24 protein-coding genes are annotated in these 23,394 nt (G+C 34.5%); 9 read left to right on the forward strand and 15 right to left on the reverse strand.

The features are described from left to right. Positions 1–123: 123 nt before the first annotated feature. From hisS to rpsF, 6 genes are all read right to left on the reverse strand, one after another. Positions 124–1,497 (reverse strand): histidine--tRNA ligase, encoded by a 1,374-nt coding sequence (hisS, locus tag LB449_RS06960; protein ID WP_224454345.1) that lies wholly within the window; start codon positions 1,495–1,497, stop codon positions 124–126. A gap of 36 nt (positions 1,498–1,533) precedes the next feature. Beyond that, complete coding sequence (locus LB449_RS06965; RefSeq protein WP_224454346.1) at positions 1,534–2,007, reverse strand: DUF6495 family protein; 474 nt, start codon at positions 2,005–2,007, stop codon at positions 1,534–1,536. Between the two features lie 66 nt (positions 2,008–2,073). Then, a complete protein-coding gene (locus LB449_RS06970) occupies positions 2,074–5,238 on the reverse strand; it encodes a TonB-dependent receptor (RefSeq protein ID WP_224454347.1) in 3,165 nt (1,054 codons plus the stop codon). An 87-nt stretch (positions 5,239–5,325) separates the two neighbouring features. Next, positions 5,326–5,775 carry a 50S ribosomal protein L9 gene (gene rplI / locus LB449_RS06975; RefSeq protein ID WP_224454348.1) on the reverse strand — a complete coding sequence of 150 codons (450 nt, stop codon included), beginning with the start codon at positions 5,773–5,775 and terminating at the stop codon, positions 5,326–5,328. A 12-nt stretch (positions 5,776–5,787) separates the two neighbouring features. Beyond that, positions 5,788–6,084 (reverse strand): 30S ribosomal protein S18, encoded by a 297-nt coding sequence (gene rpsR, locus LB449_RS06980; protein WP_224454349.1) that lies wholly within the window; start codon positions 6,082–6,084, stop codon positions 5,788–5,790. A gap of 2 nt (positions 6,085–6,086) precedes the next feature. Next, the gene (gene rpsF / locus LB449_RS06985; RefSeq protein WP_224454350.1) at positions 6,087–6,425 is read right to left on the reverse strand and encodes a 30S ribosomal protein S6; all 339 of its coding nucleotides are present in this window, start codon (positions 6,423–6,425) and stop codon (positions 6,087–6,089) included. Between the two features lie 140 nt (positions 6,426–6,565). Here rpsF and deoC point away from each other — a divergent pair, with 140 nt between their 5' ends. Genes deoC through LB449_RS07000 form a run of 3 tightly spaced genes read left to right on the forward strand, consistent with a single transcriptional unit; the run spans position 6,566 to position 8,770 of the window. Continuing rightward, positions 6,566–7,222 carry a deoxyribose-phosphate aldolase gene (gene deoC / locus LB449_RS06990; RefSeq protein ID WP_224454351.1) on the forward strand — a complete coding sequence of 219 codons (657 nt, stop codon included), beginning with the start codon at positions 6,566–6,568 and terminating at the stop codon, positions 7,220–7,222. An 11-nt stretch (positions 7,223–7,233) separates the two neighbouring features. Continuing rightward, positions 7,234–7,935 (forward strand): purine-nucleoside phosphorylase, encoded by a 702-nt coding sequence (gene deoD / locus LB449_RS06995; protein WP_224454352.1) that lies wholly within the window; start codon positions 7,234–7,236, stop codon positions 7,933–7,935. Beyond that, complete coding sequence (locus tag LB449_RS07000) at positions 7,925–8,770, forward strand: DUF1853 family protein (protein WP_224454353.1); 846 nt, start codon at positions 7,925–7,927, stop codon at positions 8,768–8,770. The genes deoD and LB449_RS07000 overlap by 11 nt, the downstream gene beginning before the upstream one ends. Before the next feature lie 2 nt (positions 8,771–8,772). On the opposite strand, the gene LB449_RS07005 is transcribed toward LB449_RS07000, so the two are convergent. After that, positions 8,773–9,333: a pseudouridine synthase gene (locus LB449_RS07005; protein WP_224454354.1), complete on the reverse strand. Its 561-nt coding sequence runs from the start codon at positions 9,331–9,333 to the stop codon at positions 8,773–8,775. Positions 9,334–9,381: 48 nt separating this feature from the next. Here LB449_RS07005 and LB449_RS07010 point away from each other — a divergent pair, with 48 nt between their 5' ends. From LB449_RS07010 to LB449_RS07030, 5 genes are all read left to right on the forward strand, one after another. Then, the gene (locus tag LB449_RS07010; protein ID WP_224454355.1) at positions 9,382–10,017 is read left to right on the forward strand and encodes a Crp/Fnr family transcriptional regulator; all 636 of its coding nucleotides are present in this window, start codon (positions 9,382–9,384) and stop codon (positions 10,015–10,017) included. A gap of 141 nt (positions 10,018–10,158) precedes the next feature. After that, positions 10,159–10,428: a heavy-metal-associated domain-containing protein gene (locus LB449_RS07015; protein ID WP_224454356.1), complete on the forward strand. Its 270-nt coding sequence runs from the start codon at positions 10,159–10,161 to the stop codon at positions 10,426–10,428. A 15-nt stretch (positions 10,429–10,443) separates the two neighbouring features. Next, positions 10,444–11,790, forward strand: coding sequence for an MBL fold metallo-hydrolase (locus tag LB449_RS07020; protein ID WP_224454357.1), 1,347 nt, complete (start codon positions 10,444–10,446; stop codon positions 11,788–11,790). 78 nt (positions 11,791–11,868) lie between these two features. Beyond that, a complete protein-coding gene (locus LB449_RS07025; RefSeq protein WP_224454358.1) occupies positions 11,869–12,918 on the forward strand; it encodes a TlpA disulfide reductase family protein in 1,050 nt (349 codons plus the stop codon). A 36-nt stretch (positions 12,919–12,954) separates the two neighbouring features. Next, positions 12,955–13,476: an outer membrane beta-barrel protein gene (locus LB449_RS07030; protein ID WP_224454359.1), complete on the forward strand. Its 522-nt coding sequence runs from the start codon at positions 12,955–12,957 to the stop codon at positions 13,474–13,476. Here the strand turns inward: LB449_RS07030 and LB449_RS07035 are convergent. Further along, the gene (locus tag LB449_RS07035; RefSeq protein WP_224454360.1) at positions 13,442–13,747 is read right to left on the reverse strand and encodes a carboxypeptidase-like regulatory domain-containing protein; all 306 of its coding nucleotides are present in this window, start codon (positions 13,745–13,747) and stop codon (positions 13,442–13,444) included. The two genes, LB449_RS07030 and LB449_RS07035, sit on opposite strands and share 35 nt — an antisense overlap. A gap of 32 nt (positions 13,748–13,779) precedes the next feature. Here LB449_RS07035 and LB449_RS07040 point away from each other — a divergent pair, with 32 nt between their 5' ends. Beyond that, positions 13,780–15,432 carry a M1 family metallopeptidase gene (locus tag LB449_RS07040; RefSeq protein ID WP_224454361.1) on the forward strand — a complete coding sequence of 551 codons (1,653 nt, stop codon included), beginning with the start codon at positions 13,780–13,782 and terminating at the stop codon, positions 15,430–15,432. Positions 15,433–15,438: 6 nt separating this feature from the next. Here LB449_RS07040 and LB449_RS07045 read toward each other — a convergent pair whose 3' ends face one another. The 7 genes from LB449_RS07045 to LB449_RS07075 all read right to left on the reverse strand — a co-directional run bounded on the left by LB449_RS07045 (position 15,439) and on the right by LB449_RS07075 (position 23,394). Beyond that, entirely contained in the window at positions 15,439–16,533 is a 1,095-nt protein-coding gene (locus LB449_RS07045) for an AMP-binding protein (RefSeq protein WP_224454362.1), read from the reverse strand. Positions 16,534–16,603: 70 nt separating this feature from the next. Beyond that, entirely contained in the window at positions 16,604–17,524 is a 921-nt protein-coding gene (locus LB449_RS07050; RefSeq protein ID WP_224454363.1) for a CPBP family intramembrane glutamic endopeptidase, read from the reverse strand. Continuing rightward, on the reverse strand, positions 17,521–18,561 hold the full coding sequence (locus LB449_RS07055) for an o-succinylbenzoate synthase (RefSeq protein ID WP_224454364.1): 1,041 nt from the start codon (positions 18,559–18,561) through the stop codon (positions 17,521–17,523). The genes LB449_RS07050 and LB449_RS07055 overlap by 4 nt, the downstream gene beginning before the upstream one ends. A 73-nt stretch (positions 18,562–18,634) precedes the next feature. Next, positions 18,635–20,605 (reverse strand): endonuclease, encoded by a 1,971-nt coding sequence (locus LB449_RS07060; protein WP_224454365.1) that lies wholly within the window; start codon positions 20,603–20,605, stop codon positions 18,635–18,637. Between the two features lie 131 nt (positions 20,606–20,736). Continuing rightward, the gene (gene ettA / locus LB449_RS07065) at positions 20,737–22,428 is read right to left on the reverse strand and encodes an energy-dependent translational throttle protein EttA (RefSeq protein ID WP_224454366.1); all 1,692 of its coding nucleotides are present in this window, start codon (positions 22,426–22,428) and stop codon (positions 20,737–20,739) included. A gap of 15 nt (positions 22,429–22,443) precedes the next feature. Continuing rightward, positions 22,444–22,620: a CAL67264 family membrane protein gene (locus LB449_RS07070; RefSeq protein WP_224454367.1), complete on the reverse strand. Its 177-nt coding sequence runs from the start codon at positions 22,618–22,620 to the stop codon at positions 22,444–22,446. A gap of 102 nt (positions 22,621–22,722) precedes the next feature. Continuing rightward, the gene (locus LB449_RS07075; RefSeq protein WP_224454368.1) at positions 22,723–23,394 is read right to left on the reverse strand and encodes an N-formylglutamate amidohydrolase; all 672 of its coding nucleotides are present in this window, start codon (positions 23,392–23,394) and stop codon (positions 22,723–22,725) included.

A 23,394-nucleotide genomic window follows, 5' to 3' on the forward strand; every position in this document is an offset into this window, starting at 1 on the left:
CTTTAAATATAATGATCAATTCAAAATTTTAAAATGATATCAGTCATGTTTTCAGCAAGTTATAGCTTCTTTAGTAAGTAATTAATTTTAATGTAATGAATAGGTCTATCTATTTTAACTCATTTAATTAGAAAAGTGAGCTACCAATTCTTTTAAACTGAATTTATTCTGCTCTCCAGTTTTCATGTTTTTGAGATTGTAGACTTCTTCCTTCATTTCACTGCCTCCGGCAAGCACAACATAAGGTATGTTTCTCCTATCAGCATAAGTCATCTGTTTCTTCATCTTTGCGGTGTCGGGATATAATTCAGAAGAAATTGATGAAGTTCTAAGTTTTGAAATTGCCTTTAGCGTATAAAGTGCTTCTTCTTCTCCAAAATTTATAAAAAGAACTTTCGTAGTTTCTTCGATCTCTTGAGGAAAAAGATTCAATTCTTCGAGCACAAGATAGATTCTATCCAATCCAAATGAAATACCTACACCACTCATGTTTTTGAGTCCAAAAATGCCAGTAAGGTCATCATATCTTCCACCCCCGCCAATGGAGCCCATTTTCACTTCTTCAGGGGCTGAAATTTCAAAAATAGCACCTGTATAGTAATTGAGACCACGGGCAAGCGTCACGTCCAGATCCAATCTTGCTGTTTGTAAAGGCATTTGATCTAAGGCTTTCTGAATAAATTCAAGTTCTTCAATTCCTTTTTGTCCAATTTCAGAATTGGATAACAGTGATTTGAGAAGATTGATTTTCTTTGAGAAATCACCTGTAAAATTGAATATAGGCTTGATGTTTTCTATGGCAGATTCAGAAATACCTTTTTCGAGCATTTCTTTTTTAACGCCCTCCTCTCCTATTTTATCAAGTTTATCTAGAGCTACCGTAAAATCTATCAGTTTGTCGCTTTCGCCAATAACTTCAGCCAGACCAGAAAGGATTTTCCTGTTATTCATCTTTATAGTTACACCTTCAAGTTTTAAGCTTGAAAACACAGTATCATAGAGTTGAATAAACTCTACTTCCTGCCATAAACTGTCACTGCCTATCACATCGGCGTCACACTGTGTAAATTCTCTAAATCGCCCTTTCTGTGGTCTATCTGCTCTATATACATTCTGAATTTGGTAGCGTTTAAACGGAAAATCAATCTCATTTTGATGTTGAACTACATACCTGGCAAACGGTACTGTAAGGTCATATTTTAAGGCTTTTTCTGAAATTGAAGAAGACAGCTTTACGCTGTCTTTACTTTCATAAGCTTCAGCATTAGCTTTTTTTAGATAATCACCAGAATTCAAAATCTTAAAGATGAGACGATCCCCTTCCTCGCCATACTTTCCCATTAGGGTATCTGAATTTTCAAAGGTTGGGGTTTCTATGGGCTGAAAACCAAAAGTTTTGAAATGTTTCTGAATGGTAGATATTATATACTGTCTTTTACTGACTTCCAAAGGTGAAAAATCACGAGTTCCTTTTGGTATTGACGCTTTACTTGCCATGTTATTTTTTAAATATTAAAAACCACTAAAATAATTTTACTTTTCCACCATTCCATTAAAATACTCGTAAAGTTTACCTTTGGTAATGTGGGCACCTTGCTTTATGAGTGCAAAAATATCTTTATTTCTGTCTTCACTTATTGGCTTTTTAGAAGTATAAATCTGAACATCATCATTCAAAAGATTATCTCTTAGCCATTGAAAACCTTGTTTGGTGTTGATATCCACAGCTTCATTTTCAATTTTTAGACCAATTAAATTGATAAATTGATCTGTAAACTCAAATAAAAATAACTGCTGTGGAGAAAAATGCTCAAGATAATTTACGTTGTTCAGAACCCTTTCCCATACCAAATCACTAAAGACATCGAGTTCATCTTCAGCAACTTGTGGTTTATTTGTTTTAATGTCCTCCCATTCTTCATTGGTAATGGATTGACTTGCCAAAAAATTGACGAATTCTTTGTGCATTTCTTTGAGCTGTTCCTGTGTAAGTCTTTCGTATTTCATAAGTGCAAAAATAAAAAAAGATCGGTAGAAGCTCTACCGATCTTAAGATTGTAATTTATAAGTTGATTAGAAAATATATCTCAAGCCCACTTGCATTCTCCAACGTGAAATTAGACTTGTATTTACAGCAAAAGAATCTGTTCTATTTTGATCGAATGTGTAAACAGGTTCGTTGGTTACTGTATCGACGTTTACGCCAATAGGTTGTTGGTTGAATGGTTCTTGAACTATTCCCCAGTCTGAATTTAACAAATTGCCGAAATTAAGGATATCCAAACTCAACTGTATGGTATTGGTTCTTCCCCCAGATACTTTAAAGTTATAATCTTGTAAAACTCTTACGTCCACTGTACTTCTCCATGGCGCTAAAGCTCCATATCTTTCAAAATAACTTCCTCTGTTATCTTTCATGTAATCGTTATCCTCTATAAAAGCATTGAAAGCATCTGCCTGACCTGGTCCAGAAAATTGCATTCTTGCTAATTCTTCGGTGGTTGGAATATAAATAAGGTCGTTAATGTTGGATCCATCATTATTGATGTCACCACCGTATGTATAATTGTATCGACCTCCTTTAGCATATTCTACAAAACTGGAAACTGTTGTTTCCCATTGGTTTTTCGATCCATACTGAAAGTTTTTAGAGATCACAGCAATAAAACGGTGAGTATCTCCATATTTGGAAAATCCTAAAACATCATTATTAGCATTACCAACTGTTGGATTAAAAGTAAATGCATCTCCAGTAATTTCAGCTTCAATGGAATTGACGTCTTTGGCATTTAAGTAACTATAAGAAGTACTTACATATAAACCATTATCAAAACTTTTCTTTAAAGTACCAACAGCATTAAAAATTCTTCCTTTGTTAGAATTTGTAAATACATAAGCATTATTCTCACCTTTATCAGATTCAGTGTAAACAGCTCTGCTATCTACTCCAGCCAAAGTTTGTGTTGGTTCTCTTAACCCCCAGTTTTGAACGTGTGCTGCATTTATGTCTTCAGTGTAAGAAATGTCTGTAGAAGCGATGATACCGTTATCAAATTTATAATCCAATCCTACATTGGTTCTCCATACTTGTGGAAATTTAAAATCCGGATCAACAATTTGGAAGAACCCTTGATCTGCACCACTAACTTGGTTACCAATCCAAACGAAAGGCAACCTTCCAGTGAATATTCCAGTTCCACCTCTTATCTGTAAAGTTTTATCGTTTCTAACGTCCCAGTTAAATCCAAGTCTTGGAGAAATCAAAAATTCATCTGTCGGTAATTGTGTTGAATTTAGTGTAGTTTCTGAATTGGTTTCAGGATCGTAATACACAGTCGTAGGGTCTACAGTTGCACCGTTATCGATATCAATAAATTCTTGAATTTTTTCATCCGTATCAAAGTATAATGGCTTGTCTAATCTTAAACCGTAAGTGAACTTGAAATTATTAGTCATGCTCCACTCATCCTGAGCATAAAAAGACAATTGACCTACATTGGTTTCAGACAATCTAAAGCCTCCGTCATTCCCAACGCCGTTTCCATTCCTGGAGTCAAATACATTTTGAGCAAAAGCTAGATTCTGGGCAATTGCACTTTGGCTACCTGCATTTGCATCTGCCAAAAAAGCATCGACAGATGGATACGCATTGAAGGTACCAAAGTAACCATTAGGATTTCCAAAATTATCATACCCCCCTAAATTGAATGAATTATCAAATTCAAAACGTTCAAATGAGGCACCAAGGGTTACCGAGTGATCTCCAACAAAAATGTTGAAGTTGTTGGTGACTTGAAATACCTTCTGCTGCAACTCATTGTTTATAGAAAACGGCTCATGCCCTGCAATGATATAGTTTGATCCACTACCATCCTGAATAGTGATAGGAGGTGCCGGTGTAGAAAACGGATTTCTGAAGTCATCAAAATAAGTGTATCCAGCTTGAAGTTTATTGGAGTATTTATTACCGAAAGTAGAATTTAATTCAAATTGAACTGAATTCAAATTATTGTTGATTTCATAACCAGAATTTTCAAACTGAATGACGGAAGGACTCGGTCCTCTAAAGCCTAAAGCTGTTCTATTGGCTGCATTGTCTTTGGAAGCTCTCAAGAAATTGTAAATAAGTGCTGCTTTATGGTTTTGATTGATGTTCCAATCCAATTTTAAAATGCCTTTGGTAGACTCAGAATTATAATTGAAATTTTCAAATCTACCAGTATCGTAACCAAGTTGTCCTAAAGCATTAGAAACCGCCATCATATCCGAGGCTAAAACTCTGGATTCGTTGATCGATCCTGTTCCTCGATTGGGTGCAAAAGGAGCACCAAGATCTGTTCTGTCATCTTTTTCGAAGTTGGCAAAAAAGAATAATTTGTTTTCAACGATAGGTCCACCTACACTTACACCATATTGAATTTGCTCCAAATCGTTTCTAGGGACATCTTGTCCTTCAATTTTACCGCCAGTCAAATCTTCATTTCTGAAGAAGGAGTACACCGTACCCTTAAAAGTATTATCACCACTTTTGGTAACAGCATTTACAGAAGCTCCAGTAAAACCAGACAAAGTCACATCATAAGGTGCTGTTGTTACTTTTATTTGTTCAATAGCATCCAAAGAAATTGGTTGTGCTCCTGTTTGACCTCCTGGTGTAGGAGAATCCAATCCGAAAGGGTTGTTGAAAACAGCACCATCTAAACTGAAGTTATTGAACTGGTCATTTCTACCTCCAAACGAATTTCCACTTGCAGAAGGCTCCAATCTTGTAAAATCCTGTGCAGATCTGGAAATAGTTGGCAGCCTTTTTAAATCTTTGCTGGTAATTTGCGTCGCTGCGCCAGTCCTTTCACTTGAAAACGTTGGATTATCTGAAACTGTAATTAAGACTTCATCCAGAGCATTGGAAGTCGTTACAAGAGTTACGTCAATATTGTAAGTTTCACCAAGATCTAGATTGATATTCTCAAGAGTTTTAGTTTCAAATCCGACATAAGAGATCTTTACTTGGTAAGGACCACCGATTCTCATATTATTAAGTCTAAACCTTCCATCAATATTGGTCATAGCTCCATATACTGAACCTGTAGGTGTATGAGTTGCTACAACATTGGCTCCAGGCAATGTAATTCCAGCATCATCTTTTACAAGACCAGACATGGTCGATGTTGTTACTTGAGCCATAGAAGTTGATAGCCCAATAAAAAACATTAAAATTAAAATGTAGCTTTTTTTCATATTATGAATTGTTTAAGTGTTTGAAAAAATAAAGCCGACCATATAGGTCGGCTTTATAATTAAAAAATTGTTGTTTTATTAATCATGCTAGTTTTCAGCGATGACTTCAAAAGTGAAGTCTAAAATTACATCTCTGTGGAATCTCAATTTAGCGTCATATTGACCTAAACGTTTGATGTTTCCACCTAGAATGGTAATATATTTCTTATCAATATCGACATCGTGTTTTGCTAATATGTCCTGAAGGTTACCAGCGGTAATACTTCCGAAAAGCTTGTCACCTGCTCCTGTTTTGGAAGATATTTTGATATCAAGTTCTTTTGCTTTTTCAGCTAATGATTTAGCTTCATCTACAATTTTCTTTTCTTTATAAGCACGTTGCTTAAGATTTTCTGCCAAAACTTTTCTAGCTGAGGGTGTTGCTAATACAGCAAGTCCTTGAGGTATTAAAAAGTTACGACCGTATCCATTTTTTACAGAGACAAGGTCATCGGCAAAACCAAGATTATCAACGTCTTTTTTTAGTATAATTTCCATTTTTTGCCTTTTTTATTTTAATAAATCACCAACGTATGGCATCAAAGCTAAGTGGCGAGAACGCTTAATAGCTTGTGATACTTTTCTTTGGTATTTTAAAGAAGTTCCTGTTAAACGTCTTGGTAAAATTTTACCTTGTTCGTTTACAAATTCCATCAAGAAGTCAGCATTTTTGTAATCGATATACTTAATGCCAGCTCTTCTGAAACGATCAAAACGCTTTTTACTTTTAGTTTCTATATCTAACGGAGTCAGATATCTTATCTCACCGTCGTTCTTTCCTTTCGATTGTTCTTCAATTGTTGCCATAATTACGCGCCAGTTTTAATTCGTTTAACTCGTTCTTTAGCCCAATCAATAGCATGTTTGTCCAATTTAACGGTCAAATAACGCATCATTCTCTCGTCTCTTCTAAACATGACTTCTAAAGGCTCGATGGTAGTTCCATCTGCTTTGTACTCAAGTAAGTGGTAAAATCCACTTTTTTTGTGCTGGATCGGGTAAGCCAATTTTTTTAGGCCCCAATCTTCTTTGTTTACCATCTCTGCACCTTTCGAAACAAGAAAATCTTCGTATTTCTTTACTGTTTCCTTTATCTGGTCTTCAGATAAAACGGGATTCAAGATGAAAACAGTTTCATAATGATTCATAAATATTTGTTTTATTTTAATGCCTGCAAAAGTACAATATATTCTTAATACTGCAAACCCTTGATATCAATATTCTTTTGGTATTATTACTAATATCAATTTCAAACTTTTATATTTACTAAAAATTCATTCAACCCACTATGAACACTTATATAGACCACACTTTACTAAACGCCGACGCTACTTTAAAACAGGTACATAATATATGTGAGGAAGCTATCGCTTACAAGTTTGCAACGGTTTGCATTAATTCAAGCTATGTGAAAGAAGCGAGTGAACTATTAAAAGATTCAGAATCTAAAGTTTGTACTGTAGTTGGTTTTCCTTTAGGCGCATGTACTACCAGAGCCAAAGTTGAAGAAGCAAAACAAGCCATAGCAGATGGAGCTTCTGAAATAGATATGGTCATCCACCAAGGGAAATTGAAAGCCAAAGATTTTGATTATGTACAAACTGATATCTCAGCTGTCAAGAAAGCCATAGGAAAACACACTCTAAAAGTGATTTTAGAAATTTGTAATCTTTCTGATAAAGAAATCGCTGTAGCCTGTAAGCTTTCAGAAAAAGCAAATGCCGATTATGTGAAAACCTCTACTGGTTTTGGTAGTCATGGAGCAACTTTGGAAGCTGTAAAAATTATGAAAGACAATATATCCGATAAAGTAAAAATTAAAGCTTCCGGGGGCATTCGAGATTCAGAGACTGCAAAAAAATACATCGACCTTGGTGTGTCTAGAATTGGTGCTTCTGCGGGAATTGCTATTGTAAAAGGAAAATCATCTAACTCAACCTATTAAATTTTAAAAATATGAGTATACATATTGATGCTAAAAAAGGCGATATCGCCGAAACTATACTTTTACCTGGGGATCCGCTAAGAGCAAAATGGATAGCCGAAACTTTCCTGGAAAATGTCACTTGTTATAATGAAGTTCGTGGAATGCTTGGTTATACGGGTACTTATCAAGGACATAACATATCCGTTCAGGGTACTGGAATGGGAATCCCATCCATCAGTATTTACGCCCATGAACTTATTACTGAATTTGGTGTCAAAAACTTAATACGGGTAGGTAGTGCTGGCGCTATTAAAAAAGAAGTAGAAATGAGAGATGTAGTTATAGCTATGGCCGCTTCCACCAATTCATCCTTAAATAGAAATAGGTTTAATGGTGGTGATTTTGCACCTACGGCTAGTTTTAAGTTATTTGATAAAGCCATTACTACTGCCAGAGAGCTCAATATTTCATTTAAAGCAGGAAATGTGCTGTCATCAGACTTATTTTATACAGACGATCCATTGGATCACCAGATGTGGGCTGCTTATAATGTCTTATGCGTAGAAATGGAAGCTGCAGGCTTATATTCCATTGCTGCAAAACACGATGTCAATGCCCTGGCCATTCTTACGATATCAGATTCGTTGATCACTGGTGAAAAGACATCTGCTCAAGAGCGAGAAACCACATTCAATCAAATGATAAAAATTGCTTTAGAACTTGCAGACTAAAGATACTGATCTTCAAATATTAAAACAATTTAAAGGCTTTATGAATACGGAGTTGATGATTGATCAACTTCCTAACACAGGCATTTTAACTTTTGAATTTGATTTACTTTCAAAAATCAAGCAAATCGAAAGTTTTCCGTTCGAAGAAGCCAGAACCTTCAATTTCGTAGGAAAAAGAGCTGAAATATTTTTCAAATACTATTTGGAACAATCTCAACATTTTGAAGAATTAGCTTACAGCTTGCAGGTAATTGATAATAAGACCACAATTGGTGAATTTGATTTCATTTTTCGAGATACCACTGAAGATAAGATCATCCACACCGAGTTAATTAATAAGATTTATCTTTATGATGATAGTCTTCATGAAGATCCCGACTGTTGCTGGATTGGTCCAAACAGGCGTGATAGATTTATTGACAAAATTGAAAAATTAAGATCACAGCAATTCCCACTGCTTTATCACCCTATGGCAGGAAGTTTTTTAAGTAAGTATCATATAGATCCCTGGAAAGTTAAACAGGAAGTTTGTTTTAAGGCGATTCTCTTTCTTCCTGAAAATTGCCGAACCCGCTTTTTTAAAACAAATCTAAAAGCCGTAGCTGGTTATTTTTATACACTTGAAGAATTTTTAAATAAAAAGTGGAAGCATCATATATTTTATATTCCAAAAAAAATAAATTGGTTTACAGATGAAACTCAGCATACTGATTGGCACTCCTATTCAAAAGTTTTATATCAACTTCAAGAATTTATGGATAAAAAGCAATCTGTTATGCTGTTCAGAAAAAATCAAAAAGGTGAAACCAGCAAATGTTTTGTTGTTTGGTGGTAGTTTTAAATTAAAGCTCTTACTTCTTCAGGCTTCATATTTTCAATCGTCTCCTCTCCTATTCTGTAGCGAATTAACCTCAAGGTTGGCAAACCCACTTTAGCAGTCATTTTGCGTACCTGTCTATACTTTCCTTCTGTGAGTGTAATCGAAAGCCATGACGTTCTTCCATGTTCATTTTCGTTTCTGATGTCTTTTGCGCGTCTAGGCAAATCGTCTGGTGGAGTCATCAAGCGAACTTCACAGGATTTAGTTTGATAAGGTTTCCCGTAAATACTAATTTCGACGCCCTTTGAAAGTTCATCAACATGCTCTTCTGTAGCTTGTCCGTCTACCTGAGCCCAGTATTCTTTTTCGATACCTGTTGATGTAATTTTATGGCTGAATTTTCCATCCGTAGTAAGAAACAATAAACCCTCAGAGTCCTGATCCAGTCGTCCAACAGACATAATTCCTTCAGGAAAATTGCCGAGTTCACCAAGAAGTCTTTTGTTTCTTCTTCGCTTTTGGTTATTGATGAACTGACTTAACATGCCATAAGGCTTAAAAATTTTAAAATTTGCCATTTAAATAAGTCATGGGTTTTATATTTATACAAAAATACAATTAAGCACATGCAAGAAGAAATTAAAAGAAACTACGGACATATTTTTGAAGAAGAATTGCTACAGGAAATCAATGACATTGGAGTTATTAAGCAGGTAAATTCTGGTGATGAATTAATCAGAACTGGTCAATATCTATCTGCAATGCCACTACTTATAGACGGGGTTATTAAAGTGATGAGAGAAGATGAAGATGGCTTTGAGCTTATGCTTTATTATTTAGAAAAAGGTGAAACTTGTGCTATGACTTTATCCTGCTGTACTGGCTCTGCGGTAAGTGAAATAAGAGCTATTGCTGAAACAGAATCCAGGTTGTTGATGATTCCCATTGAAAAAATGGAAGAGTGGTTAGGAAAATACAAATCTTGGAGGAATTTTATTTTCGACAGCTACCACCAGCGTTTAATGGAAATGGTATCAACTATTGATACTATTGCCTTCAAAAAAATGGATGAACGTTTGTTGGAATACCTGAGAAACAAATCCAAACATTATAATGATTCAGAAATTAAGGTTACACATCAAGACATTGCATTCGACCTTCACACCAGTCGCGTTGTGATTTCCAGACTTCTAAAAAGGCTCGAAAAAACCAACCGAATAAAACTGAATAGAAATTCTATTAAATTAATTGATATTGATTAGTATCCGTAACTTTTGTTACTGCCACAGTTCATATAATTCCTTTATTTTGTTTAAAATTTGACACCTAGTTTAGACTTGAATTCAGTTTCATTCTGAATTCAAAACAATTAAATTCAAGTGTTGATATTTAAACTAAATAAAATGCAAACAAAAATAATAGTACAAAATTTAAAATGTGGCGGCTGTGCCAATACAATTTCTAAAAACCTTATATCTCTTAATGGAATTTCAGATATTAATGTTGATGCAGAAGAATCATCTGAAGAATTTACCTATGCTGAAGAATCCTCACTATTTACAGTTGAAGAGAAATTAAAACAATTAGGATATCCGGTACTGGGAAATGCCAACACTTATTTAAATAAGGCAAAATCATTCATAAGTTGTGCCACCGGAAAAATGAATCAATAATCAAAAGAAATTACTATGACAATTAAACAATATAACGACAAACCTTTATCGCATCTTTCTTACGCTATCGTAAGCAATGGAAAAATGGCAGTTGTTGATCCTGCAAGGGATCCGCAGCCTTATTATGAATTTGCAGAAGAAAACAATGCCAAAATTGTAGCTGTGTTCGAAACACATCCTCATGCAGATTTTGTGAGTAGTCATTTGCAAATCCATAAAGAAACAGGAGCTACTATTTATGTAAGTAAACTAGTTGGTGCTGACTATCCTCATCACCCATTTGATGAAGGCGACGAGTTGAAAATGGAAGACGTTACCTTTAAATGTCTCCACACCCCTGGACATTCTCCAGATGGAATTACTGTTCATGCTGTAGATGCTGCTACGACTAAAGAAGCTATTTTCACTGGTGATACTTTATTTATAGGTGATGTAGGAAGACCCGATTTAAGAGAGAAAGCTGGTAACATGACCGCTAAACGTAGAGAACTTGCCCAGGCCATGTATAAAACTATGACCACGAAGTACAATCACTTGTCAGATAATGTTTGGGTCTATCCAGCTCATGGTGCTGGTAGTTTATGTGGAAAAAATATGAGTGATGATACAACAAGTACACTAGGCAACGAGCGAATTGGTAATTGGGCTTTCCAGGAACAAACTGAAGAAGAGTTTGTAAGTGAAATTCTTGATGGACAACCTTTCATTCCAGCTTATTTTGGACATGATGTAGATATAAATAAAACAGGAGCTGAAAACTTTAGAGCTTCCGTTTCCAATATTCTTGTTCACCTAAACGTAGAAAAGTTTGACGCAGATGCTACGATTGTTGATACAAGACCTCAAGCTGATTTTAAGGCCAATCATATCCCTGGTAGTATAAACATAATGGCAAGGTCTGAAAATGACAAAATTGAGACATGGATTGGAGCGATTATAAAGCCTAATGAAAACTTTTATTTGGTATTGAATTCGATTTCTGAATATGATGAAGTTGTTTCAAGAATTGCTAAAATTGGCTATGAGTCACAAATTAAAGCAGTGTTAACTTTAGGTCAAGTTGAATTTGAATCTTCGGATGACTTTGATTATACAGACTTTAAACAAAATCCAAATCATTATACAATCATCGATATAAGAAATATCAGTGAGTTCAATGAAGAGAAAAAATTTGAATCTGCTAAGAATCATCCACTTAATGAATTAAGAGATTCTGCAAAAGATATTCCTACAGATAAGCCTATTGTAGTTCATTGTGCAGGTGGCTATAGAAGTGCAGCTGGAAGCAGCATTATTGAAAAAGTTTTACCAGCAGATGCTAAAATTTATGACTTAAGCGAAAGAATAAATGATTTCAATTAATTGACTAATTAAATTATTTAGCTTTTAAAAGACCGATGAAAATTCATCGGTCTTTTATTTTACCTTAGTTTTGACTTCATGAACAAAATTTTCTTTTTTATTCTTAGTCTCACGTTGCTATCGTGTATGCAACCCTTAGAAAAGACTTCTTCAACTCAAAATTATGTGGTCAGAGGAACTATTAATGGTGAATTTAAAGACTACATCAACATCAAGTACAAGAATCAACTTGATAGTGCCCAAGTCACTAATAATGCATTTCTATTTGAAGGCGCAGTAACATCTCCTACAGCTTTTCAATTTCAATTTGATTCTATTAATTCTTCAGAAGCGTTTTATCTAGAAAATGATACTTTAATTTTTGATATCATAGTAGATGATTTAAAACTTGGAGATGAAGTGATTAAAGACTTTGAGGTCAATCAACTAAGTGGAGGGGAAACTATAGAACTAAAAGCTTACTTGGCAGAATTTCTCAAATCAACTTCAAAATCTAAAAGAAATCGGGATCTGATTTTAGATGAAATGGATAGCTTGATAAAGGCTCATCCCAATCACGATTACCTTGGTAAAACACTTTCTAAGATGAGCATGAATCAAACCTTACTCTATAATGATGTAAAAAGTTTGGTATCAAAGCTTGATGTTGATAATCTAAATCCTCAAGATGTTGATATTCTAGAAAAATATCAGCACAAACGGAGAAAATACCAAATCGGAAGTAAAATTCCATCTTTTGATTTGATTTCAATTACATCTGAAACAGTTGATTTGAAATCTTATTTTTCTAAATATAATCTTATTCAATTTTGGAATAGTTGGTGTAAAGAATGTGAAGAACGACAGGAGCAATTACTTAACGTTTATCAAAAACATAAGTTTAAGGGTTTTGAAATTATTGGTGTTTCTTTAGATACAAATCGAGGAGACTGGGTAAATTCTGTCTCCGAGCAATCTATTCCCTGGAAATCCTTGAGAGTGAAAAACGGCTTCACGGGCAAATTACCAACGGAACTAGGAATCACAGATTTACCACAATATTATCTTGTCGATAAGAGTGGAAGAATTATAGAGATCAACCTAAGTATTGACGAATTGGACATCATATTATCAGCTTTACTAAACTAAATTTGATTAATCAACGTTATTGAAAAAACAATAGTTATGAAATTTGTATTTAAATTAATTTTTATATCATTTCTAAGTCTCTACAGTCTAAACTCTCAGTCACAAAATTTTGATTTAGGTATAAAAGGTGGTATCAATTATGCCTCTATTTCTGAAATTAATGCCGAAGGAAGATTAGGTTTTACTGGAGGCATTTTTGCTGGTGTTCGATTCAATGCCTTAGCCTTACAAACAGAAGTCTTGTTTTCTCAGCAAGGAGGTGAATTCAATGGAGATGATATTGAAACAGATTATGCTTTGGTGCCTGTGATTTTGAAATTACATTTTCTTAGAGTGTTCAATCTTCAGTTTGGACCGCAATTCAGTTATCTCATTAATGGATCAGAAATTCTTGAATCTGAAAAACTTGACATTTCAGGTGCTGCCGGACTTGGATTGAGTTTGGGATCCGGACTAAGAATCGATGCAAGGTACAATTTCGGTTTCACCGATGCTTTTAAAGGAGCTTCGGGAAATAATAGATTTATTTCTCTTGCTCTTGGGTATTCTTTTCTTTAAGAATAACTGATACCTCTGAATCATCTAATTTTATTCTAAACATCTCATATTCCGGGTGAGTGAAAATAAGTTCATCTCCCCTATCTTTTGTATTGATTCTAAAAACACCTTTAGCATTTGTTTTTGAATTTAAATCTGTACCCATGACTTGAACCAGCACATCCTCAATGCCTTTACCATTTGAGTTTTTAATTTCACCATCAATAAGATTACTATCTTTCCCGCAAGAAAGAAATACAATAGAGAGCAATAAAAAAATAACTTTTTTCATAGTTTTATAGTAATAAATTATACTGATCATTTATGAAACGAATATACATTTTCCTTTTCATCTTTAGCTTTACAATCAACGGGCAGTCTCAATTATTATCGGGAGATCAAGAGAAATTTACCAGAGCAGATACACTCCGCGGAAGTTTACGACCAGAACGTACAAGCTTTGATGTTCTCGCTTATGATTTAGATATAAAACTAGATCCTGAAACAAAGTTTTTAAGCGGTTTTAATAAAATTGATTTTAAAGTTATTGAAAATACATCCAAAATTCAGCTTGATTTATTTCAGAATATGAACATAGATTCTATTATTTTTAATGGTAAAAATTTAATTTATGAAAGAGAAGAAAATGCTGTTTTTCTTAAATTCAACGAACAACTGAAGGCAGGAAACCTTGAAAGTCTGAAATTTTACTATTCAGGGTATCCAATTGTCGCCAAGAATGCTCCATGGGATGGAGGATTTGTATTTTCTGAAGATAAAAATGGAAAGCCCTTTATAGCAGTTGCAGTCCAGGGAACAGGAGCTAGTTTATGGTATCCTAATAAAGACCATCAAAGTGATGAGCCCGATTCTGCTGACATCAAAGTAAGCATACCCAATGGGTTAATGAATGTTTCCAATGGAAGACTAATTGATGAAATACCTCTAGAAAACGGCTATACAAAATGGCACTGGAGAGTTGAACATCCTATCAATAACTACAATATCACTTTGAATGTTGCAGACTACACTCATTTTGAAGACAATTACAAAGGTTTGACTATAAATTATTACGTCCTAAAAGAAAATTTGGAAAAGGCAAAAGAGCAATTTGAACAGGTAAAACCTATGATGGATTGTTTTTATGAAAAATTCGGTGATTATCCTTTTAAAAAAGACGGTTATAAATTAGTTGAAACGCCTTATTTGGGCATGGAACACCAAAGTGCTGTTGCTTATGGAAATGGATATCAAAATGGGTATTTGGGAAATGATTTGTCAAATACTGGTATTGGATTAAAATGGGATTTTATAATTATCCATGAATCTGCTCATGAATGGTTTGGGAATTCAGTATCGGCATCAGACATAGCTGATATGTGGATACACGAAAGCTTTACCGCCTATGCAGAGTCTGTATTTGTAGAATGTGAATTTGGAAAAAAAGAAGCGATTACTTATCTACACGGCTTAAGAAAAATAATAGCCAATGACAGTCCAATCATAGGTGAATATGGCTTAAATCATGAAGGTTCTGGAGATATGTATTACAAAGGAGCCAATATGCTCAATACTTTGAGGAGTGTGGTTAATAATGATGAAAAATGGTGGTCACTCTTGAAAGAATTTCATGAAACTTTTAAATATAAAACGATCAACACTAATGATGTGATAGCATTTTATGATCAAAGAACAAAAAAAAGCCTTGAACCAATATTCAATCAATATCTCAATTTTTCCTCCATACCGACATTGCAATTAAAATTTGATGAAAGAGATCGATTGTATATGAGATGGGAAGCAGATGTAAATGACTTTAAGATGCCCATAGAATTTCAAAATTCATCAGAAAATTTTGTTTATAGAGAGGTTATAACGCATCAATGGAAATTAATTGAAATTGATCTGAAAAATATGGAAGAGCTAGCTATTAATAAATATGGGTATTATATTAATGTAGAAAAAGTAAGAGATTAAATTGAATCAGCTAATCAATTTTGATAAGGTCTTTTTACGGTGAATTTTACCGGAATCGGTTTCTTCAAATTTATCAACAAAGTATATATGCTTTGGCTTTTCATATTTATCCAAAGATTTCTTTTGTTCGATAGCATGCTTCAGATCGCTTAAATACTGTTTGTTTTCGGGAGCTTCAATAAACAATACAACTTCTTCGCCAAGTGAATCGTGTGGGACTCCTGCAACGTAAAATCTATGTGTGATAAGTTTTTGGAGTTTTTTCTCAACAGTTTCTGGAAAAATTTTAATTCCACCAGTGTTGATAACATTATCTAATCTTCCTTTCCAGAAAAATTTCTTGTAGGTAAGTACCTCAACAATATCATTGGTGATCAATTCCTCATCTAAAATTTTAGGTGCTTTTATGACCAGGCAATTGTTTTCGTTTTGTGATACACTTACGTTGGGTAAAGCTTTAAAAGGCCTTTTCTCTTTATTATCAGTCTTAGGGTTCAATTTTCTGGCTGCAATGTGAGATATGGTCTCTGTCATCCCATACACTTCATAAACGGTTGTAGGTATGCCTTGTATTAATCCGATTAGATTATCTGTGACGGCGCCACCTCCAACTATCAGTTTTTTAATCAAATGAAGTCTTCCAAGAGAATTATCCATTTGGAATGGAGTCATCGCACAAAAATCATAGGTTTTGAAAAGCTCATCAAGTGGATTTGATTTGGGTTCCACCAGATCCAAATCCCAACCTAGAACCATCGCTCTTACTATCATCATCCTCCCTCCAATATAATTAGCTGGTAGGCAAAGTAAAGCTTTAGTTTCTTCGGGAGTTTTGAAATATTTACCCGTGGCCAGGGCACTATTGATCATTTTTTGCTTGTCCAAAAAATAGACTTTCGGATCACCAGTCGATCCAGAAGTTCTAACTTTTATTGTTTCATAATCTTCGTTTAGCCAATCCAGCAGAAAATTGCCGATTTGTTCTTCGAAAGGCTCTCCTTCCTTTACAAAGCTATAAGCCACTGAATACAATTCAGATTTATTAAAATGATGACCATTGATTTTAAAAAGAGGATGGATTTCAACTGCATACTTTACCATAATAATAGATTTATGAATCCTTATAATATTCCATAAATATAACAATCATTTTGAAACTCTCAACCAATTATTATAACTCATTATCAGGCAGTTCGACTTTACCAAAGAGCTTTGAATTCCAGTTTTTCCACTTATAAACTTTAGCCATAATTAATAAATAAATTGGATATATGACAAGGACTGGAATTAGAACATCAAACCCTGCTGTGGGTTTTTCAGTATAAATGAGTACAGAATCAGTTTGAAATGCTGTCCAATTAGCAGTGACTAGTAATGCTGTAATTAAATTATTCCCTGCGTGAAAACCCAGGGCAAGCTCCAAACCTTCGTCCATTAAAGTCATTATACCTAACAAGAAACCAGTCCCAATATAACTAATCATAATAACAGGTCCTAACACACTTACTTCAGGGTTTGCAAAATGCATTAAACCAAAAATCAATGAAGTTAATATTAAGGCAACCCAACGATATCTTGAGATAACTCCAATTCCCTGCATTAAGTAACCCCTAAACATGTATTCCTCAAAACTTGTTTGTATTGGTACTAAAATAATCGCTATTGCAGCTAAAACTATAAACTGAGAAAAATCAAAGTTCATTTCATAAGCATCGGGTCTAAAAAAATAATCACCAAAAGTCATTAATGAAATAAATATTGAGACAAGTAGAAAACTAAAACCTACTCTTGACCAATCTATTTTTTTTCTGCTTGTAGTTAATGATTTAATGGACTGCTGATGAACAAATTTTACATAAATAAATAAAAAAAATAATAAAAAGGCAAATGGTATTAAAAGTGTAAAAAAAGTAAAATTTTTCCCGTCCGCTTCTATTTGCTCTGCAATAATTTCAGACTGATCAATATCCATCAAGTATGAAAATAAGATATTAAGCCCCATTAAGCCAAAAAACAAAAAAACTGGAATAACATATTTCCATTGGCCGATTTTTCCTGTGTAAGCTTGTTGGATAAATGTTCTATCTCTCATAAATTAAATTTATTTTCCCAGTTTTGTTTAGGGTTGTACGTGATGTGTTCTCCTTCAATCGTTAAAGGACTTTCAATATTATTCGTATAAAGACCACCTGTTCCCAATCCTTGTGGCATGTTATTATTTTGTAAAAAAGTAAACTGAGCGATAGCATTCAACCCAATATTACTTTCCAGTGCACTCGTTATCCACCATTTGGTGTTCTGCTGATTTGCTAGCTCGATCCATTCTCTCGATCCCTGAAACCCACCAATTAAACTAGGTTTCAAAATTATATATTGAGGTTTAATCGTTAGTAATGCTTTTTCCTTTTTTGTTACGTCTTTAATTCCAATTAATTCCTCATCCAAAGCAATTGGCAAAGGCGTTTGCTCACAGAGTTTTGCCATTTCTTTCCACTGACCCTTAGCGATTGGTTGCTCAATACTATGTAAATCAAATTCACTTAATCTTTTCAATTTGTCGAGAGCATCTTCTGGAGAAAAAGCACCATTAGCATCAACGCGCAATTCGATCTCTGAAGCTGAAAATTCACTTCGGATGTATTTCAGTAATTCCAATTCAGATTCAAAATCAATCGCTCCTATTTTCAATTTAATACAACTGAAACCTTGTTTTATTTTTTCCTGAATTTGACTTTTCATAAATGACTTTTCTCCCATCCAAATCAATCCATTGATGACCATTCCTTGTTCACCTTCTGTAAATTTTGAAGGAAATAAAACATAAGGATTTGCTGAAGCAAAAGATTGAAAAGCCATTTCCAATCCGAACTGAATCGATGGAAACTCTTTAAGCTTAGAATATAGAGAATCAAGTCCTAGATGAATGTTATCACAAAGCCAATTCAAAGTATCTTCGTAATCTTCGATTCTATCGATGCTCAAACCTTTAAGAAGCCCGCACTCCCCTATTCCGAATTTATGTTCAGTTTCTATCTTGATAAACCAGGACTCTTTGGTTTTTAAAACTCCTCTTGAAGTTCCACTCGGTTTTTTAAATTCCAATGTATGTTTAAAATAAGATGCCTTCATTTTATATTTTTTATAAAATTAAAAAAGCCATTTTACTACAAATGGCTTTTGAATAATAATTAGTAATAATCTATTATTTGATGATTAATTTCTTTGTGGTGACTTTAGAGTCTGTGATAATCCTAACTAAATACACCCCGGAAATAAGATTCAAAGATAATTGAGTTCCGTTCAAAATCTGCTTTTCCAACACTTTCTTACCTGTCATTGAGTAAAATTCTACATTCGTAGCAGTTTTTATACCTTTAAATTGAATGTAAGTTGTAGCTGGGTTAGGATAAATAGAAATATCTTGAGACTTATTTTGATTTACAGAAAGCGATTGGTTCCAGGTTTCGCCTTGCTTGTCTCCCCAAATATAACCCACTAATTCTGGATAGTCAATAAAAGGATTCCTATTATTTTGCCAAGTGTAAACAACATTATTTCTGTTCATTTCAAAATCATCTACAGGATCATCTGTATGCCATTGCAGGAGTGTTTCCAAATCTCCTAATTGGCCTGTAACATCTGAAAATCCGTTAACTACAAAAAGATTATTGTAACGAATAGTTAGATAAAAAACTGCTCTCGCCACATCTCCTCTAAAACTTCCCAGAGTTCCAAAAGATCCAGCATAAGAATCAGCATTGTTTATACTTCCAAAATGTTTATTTCCTCTGGAGCTGTTTTCATTCGCATCCGTAGCTCTCAAACCATGTGCATCAGAATTGGCGTGTCTCAACGAGTCTGCGCTAGTTTCCCACCATTCATTTATCCCGGTAGCAACATCATCTTCTTCTATACTGAAAAAACCACCTCGAGATCTTGGAAACACATGCTCTCTATTCCAAAATCCAGTTCCCGAAGAACTTAATTGATACAAATATTTAGGCCGAGATTCCTCGCGATAGGCTAACCAAACCTGGTTACTATTACTTGGGCTTTGGTCTGCAGATTTTAAAATATCTATAATGTCTGAATAGGTATGGATTTTTACTACACCTTCTTCGGCAATAATATCTTGTATAGCTTTTCTTAGAGCATTACCAGATTTACCATTTAAACTTTCAAAATAATTTGTTGGTCCTGTAGAATTGACCTTATCGAAGGTCGGATTTGTGGGAATTCCCCAATCGGCCACAGTAAAATCATTGTCCACGACAATGATCTGTATAAAATTACTATTCAATATAAAGGGATCTTCAATTATATCTACTACGATATTAATGAATTCATCTCCTTCATCTATAGCATCATCTACAATATCAATAGTTACAGAACCTGTGCTTGTACCTTCAGATAACATAATGGAACTAGGCCCGTTGTAATCATCATCGGTGAAAGTCCTATTCGCTAAACTGAAATTAATAATCAAATCAACAGCTAAAGGCTTTAATGTTGAAAAATCAATATTAAAACTATCGCCCTCATCAACTATAGTTTTACTTGGAGTTATATCGATAAAAACAGGGGATATTCCAGAACCGTCATTTAATTCTCTTGGTGTAGGAGATCCTAAAGACCAAGTTCCATCAGAATTTCTCTGTATGGATTCATTGTCTTTGTTATTATTTAAATCTTCATTTATTTGCTCAGTCTGTGCTAAAAGATCTAATAAATCCTGATCAGTTGGATCGTCGGTTCCATAAACCAAAGCATCAATTATATTATCTGTTGTTGCTAAAGTCCCCTCCGGAAAGTCTAGTTCTGAACTTCTGTAAACAGCAATTGCATCAGCTCCATTTTGAATAAAATTTGAAGGCAAAAGGAAATTAGGACTTGGAGTGAGTTCTGGTCCACCTAAAACAAATAGACCATTAAAATCTGTAGTAAAACTATCTAGATTCAATGCGAAATAGCTGGAATCGCCACCTGTTATTGATCCATTAAATAAAACAAGAACATAACCTGTAAGAGTGGTATTTGGCAAAGGCGTCCTAAGTTCAATAAACTCTTTTGTATCTACACCTTCAGTATCTGAATCGACTTCATTAATGATAATATCCTGAGAAAAAACAAGCTGACTGATCAAGACAATAGCCAAAAAGGTGATTTTCTTCATTTTAATCAAGTTTTCATAAAATTAAGACATTAATTCATCTATTACAGATTCTCAGGTTAAGTTATAATTAATAAAAAAACTCTGAAGCTTAAAAAGCAACAGAGTTTTTTTATGCATCGAAAATCAGTGATCTATCGAACGAGTTTTTTATACTTAATTCGTTTTGGCATGGTATCTCCGCCTAGTCGTTTTTTCTTGTTTTCTTCATAATCACTAAAGCTTCCTTCAAAGAAATAAACTTCAGAATTTCCTTCAAAAGCCAATATATGAGTGCAAATTCTGTCTAAAAACCACCTGTCGTGAGAAATCACAACAGCACATCCGGCAAAATTTTCTAATCCTTCTTCCAAAGCCCTCAATGTGTTGACATCCAAATCATTGTTTGGCTCATCAAGTAACAAAACATTACCTTCTTCCTTTAAAGTCATAGCGAGGTGAAGTCTGTTTCGCTCTCCTCCAGAAAGCTTATCAACTTTCTTGTTTTGTTCGCTTCCATTAAAATTGAAACGGCTCAAATACGCTCTGGAGTTTACTTTTTTGCCTCCCATCATCACCAAATCCTGACCTTCACTGAAGTTCTCCCAAATTGACTTATTCGGATCTATATTGGAATGCGCTTGATCGACGTAAGCGATTTTAGCAGTCTCTCCCACAATAAATTCACCTTTATCAGGCTGAATTTCTCCCATAATCATTTTGAAAATGGTCGTTTTACCTGCTCCGTTCGGACCTATGACACCAACAATTCCTGCTTGTGGCAATTTGAAATCTAAATTTTCGTAGAGCAACTTATCATCAAATGCTTTGCTTACATTTTTAGCATCAATCACATTGGTTCCCAAACGTGGCCCGTTGGGAATATAGATTTCAAGTTTTTCATCAAGCTTATCTTGATCCTGACTCATTAATTTATCATAATTGTTAAGTCGGGCTTTTTGTTTGGATTGTCTGCCCTTTGGAGCCATCTTCACCCATTCCAGTTCCCGTTCTAAGGTCTTCTGACGCTTGCTAGCTTGTTTTTGTTCCTGAGCCATACGTTTAGACTTTTGGTCTAACCAAGACGAATAGTTTCCTTTCCAAGGAATTCCTTCACCTCTGTCCAGTTCCAAAATCCAGCCTGCTACATTATCCAAGAAATATCTATCGTGAGTGACAGCAATGACAGTCCCCTTATATTGTGATAAGTGATGTTCGAGCCAATGCACAGATTCTGCATCCAGGTGGTTGGTAGGTTCGTCAAGTAATAAAACGTCTGGCTCCTGGAGTAATAATCGACAAAGCGCTACTCTACGTCTTTCACCACCAGAAAGATTTTCAATTTTTTGATCAGAAGGTGGAGTTCTAAGCGCATCCATTGCTACTTCTAGCTTATTGTCAAGCTCCCAGGCATTGGTAGCATCAATTTTATCTTGAAGTTTGGCCTGTCGATCCATTAGTTTTTGCATTTTATCTGCATCCTCATAAACTTCTGGTAGACCAAAATCATCATTGATTTTGTTGTATTCGTCCAAAATAGCTACAACATCGGCAACTCCTTCTTTCACTACATCAAGTACTGTTTTCTCAGGATCCAGTTCTGGTTCCTGTTCCAAATAACCAACGGAGTAATCTTGAGAAAAGACTACATCCCCCCGGTAGTTTTTTTCTATCCCTGCAATGATTTTCATCAACGTGGATTTTCCAGAACCATTGAGCCCGAGAATTCCTATTTTAGCTCCATAAAAAAAGCTTAGGTATATATTTTTAAGAACTGGTTTGTCTTCTCCAGGGTAAGTTTTGGATACTCCCGACATAGAGAATATCACTTTTTTATCGTCTGCCATTAATTTTTATTTTGATTATACTCTTCCTTTTAGGGCGTTAAACACCCATGCAATTGCAAAAAAACCGATTCCAACAGAAGCGAAACCCCAGCCAGCTATCTCATTATATCTAAAAGCGCCTAAGGCAATAAGTCCTAAACCTACAATAACCATGATGAAAGTTGCCCACGCTAAAACTGTATTTTTATTCATTTACTATCGTATTTATGAGCTGCTAAATTACAAAAACGATTTTTAATGTCACTAGTCGCTTATTAGCATTATGGTTAACTATTGAAAAACCACTATTGAAAATCATAGTATTTTACCCAAACACTTTTTTAAATCAGCATTAAGCTTCATTATCTTAAAGGGATTTAAAGTTATATTTTGATTGATTTCCAGTTCAATTCCTATATAATCATTTGGGAATATCTTCCGTAGACTCGTCGTAAATCCATCAGACTTCCCCTTATAAGGATAATTCATTCTAATTCTGATACCAGCAATTTGTAAGCTTAATTCTTTACGGAATTTATTGGCAAACTCTTTTTCAACTTTTCGCCTAGGGTCGTATAAAATCCCAAGATCCGCTTCCCGGACTTTTCCATTCAAAACTGGTGTAAAACTGTGAATAGATAGATGCAACACGGTCTCATTTTCTTTAATAAGGCTTTTTATTTCCTGCTGAATTTGATGCCGATAAAATTGATAATAATCAACAATTAAGCAGTTTTTTTCCGCTTTATCCAGCTGTTTTGAGATGCTAGAAAATAATTTGGGATGATGCAAAGACCTATTCACTTCTATCAAAAGTCTGCTCCATGGGTAATGAAAAGAATAATTAGCTAGATGTTGTAAAGATTTGTAAACTTCAAAAGCACCTATATCGTAGCCTTCATGAGTTTCCAAGCGATCTTTATGATCTTTAAATAAGAATTCATATTGTTTTGGTAACAAATTGGTCGCATGCTCACAAGTCAACAT

The sequence above is a fragment of the Psychroflexus lacisalsi genome, assembly GCF_020164495.1.
Classification (GTDB): domain Bacteria; phylum Bacteroidota; class Bacteroidia; order Flavobacteriales; family Flavobacteriaceae; genus Psychroflexus; species Psychroflexus lacisalsi.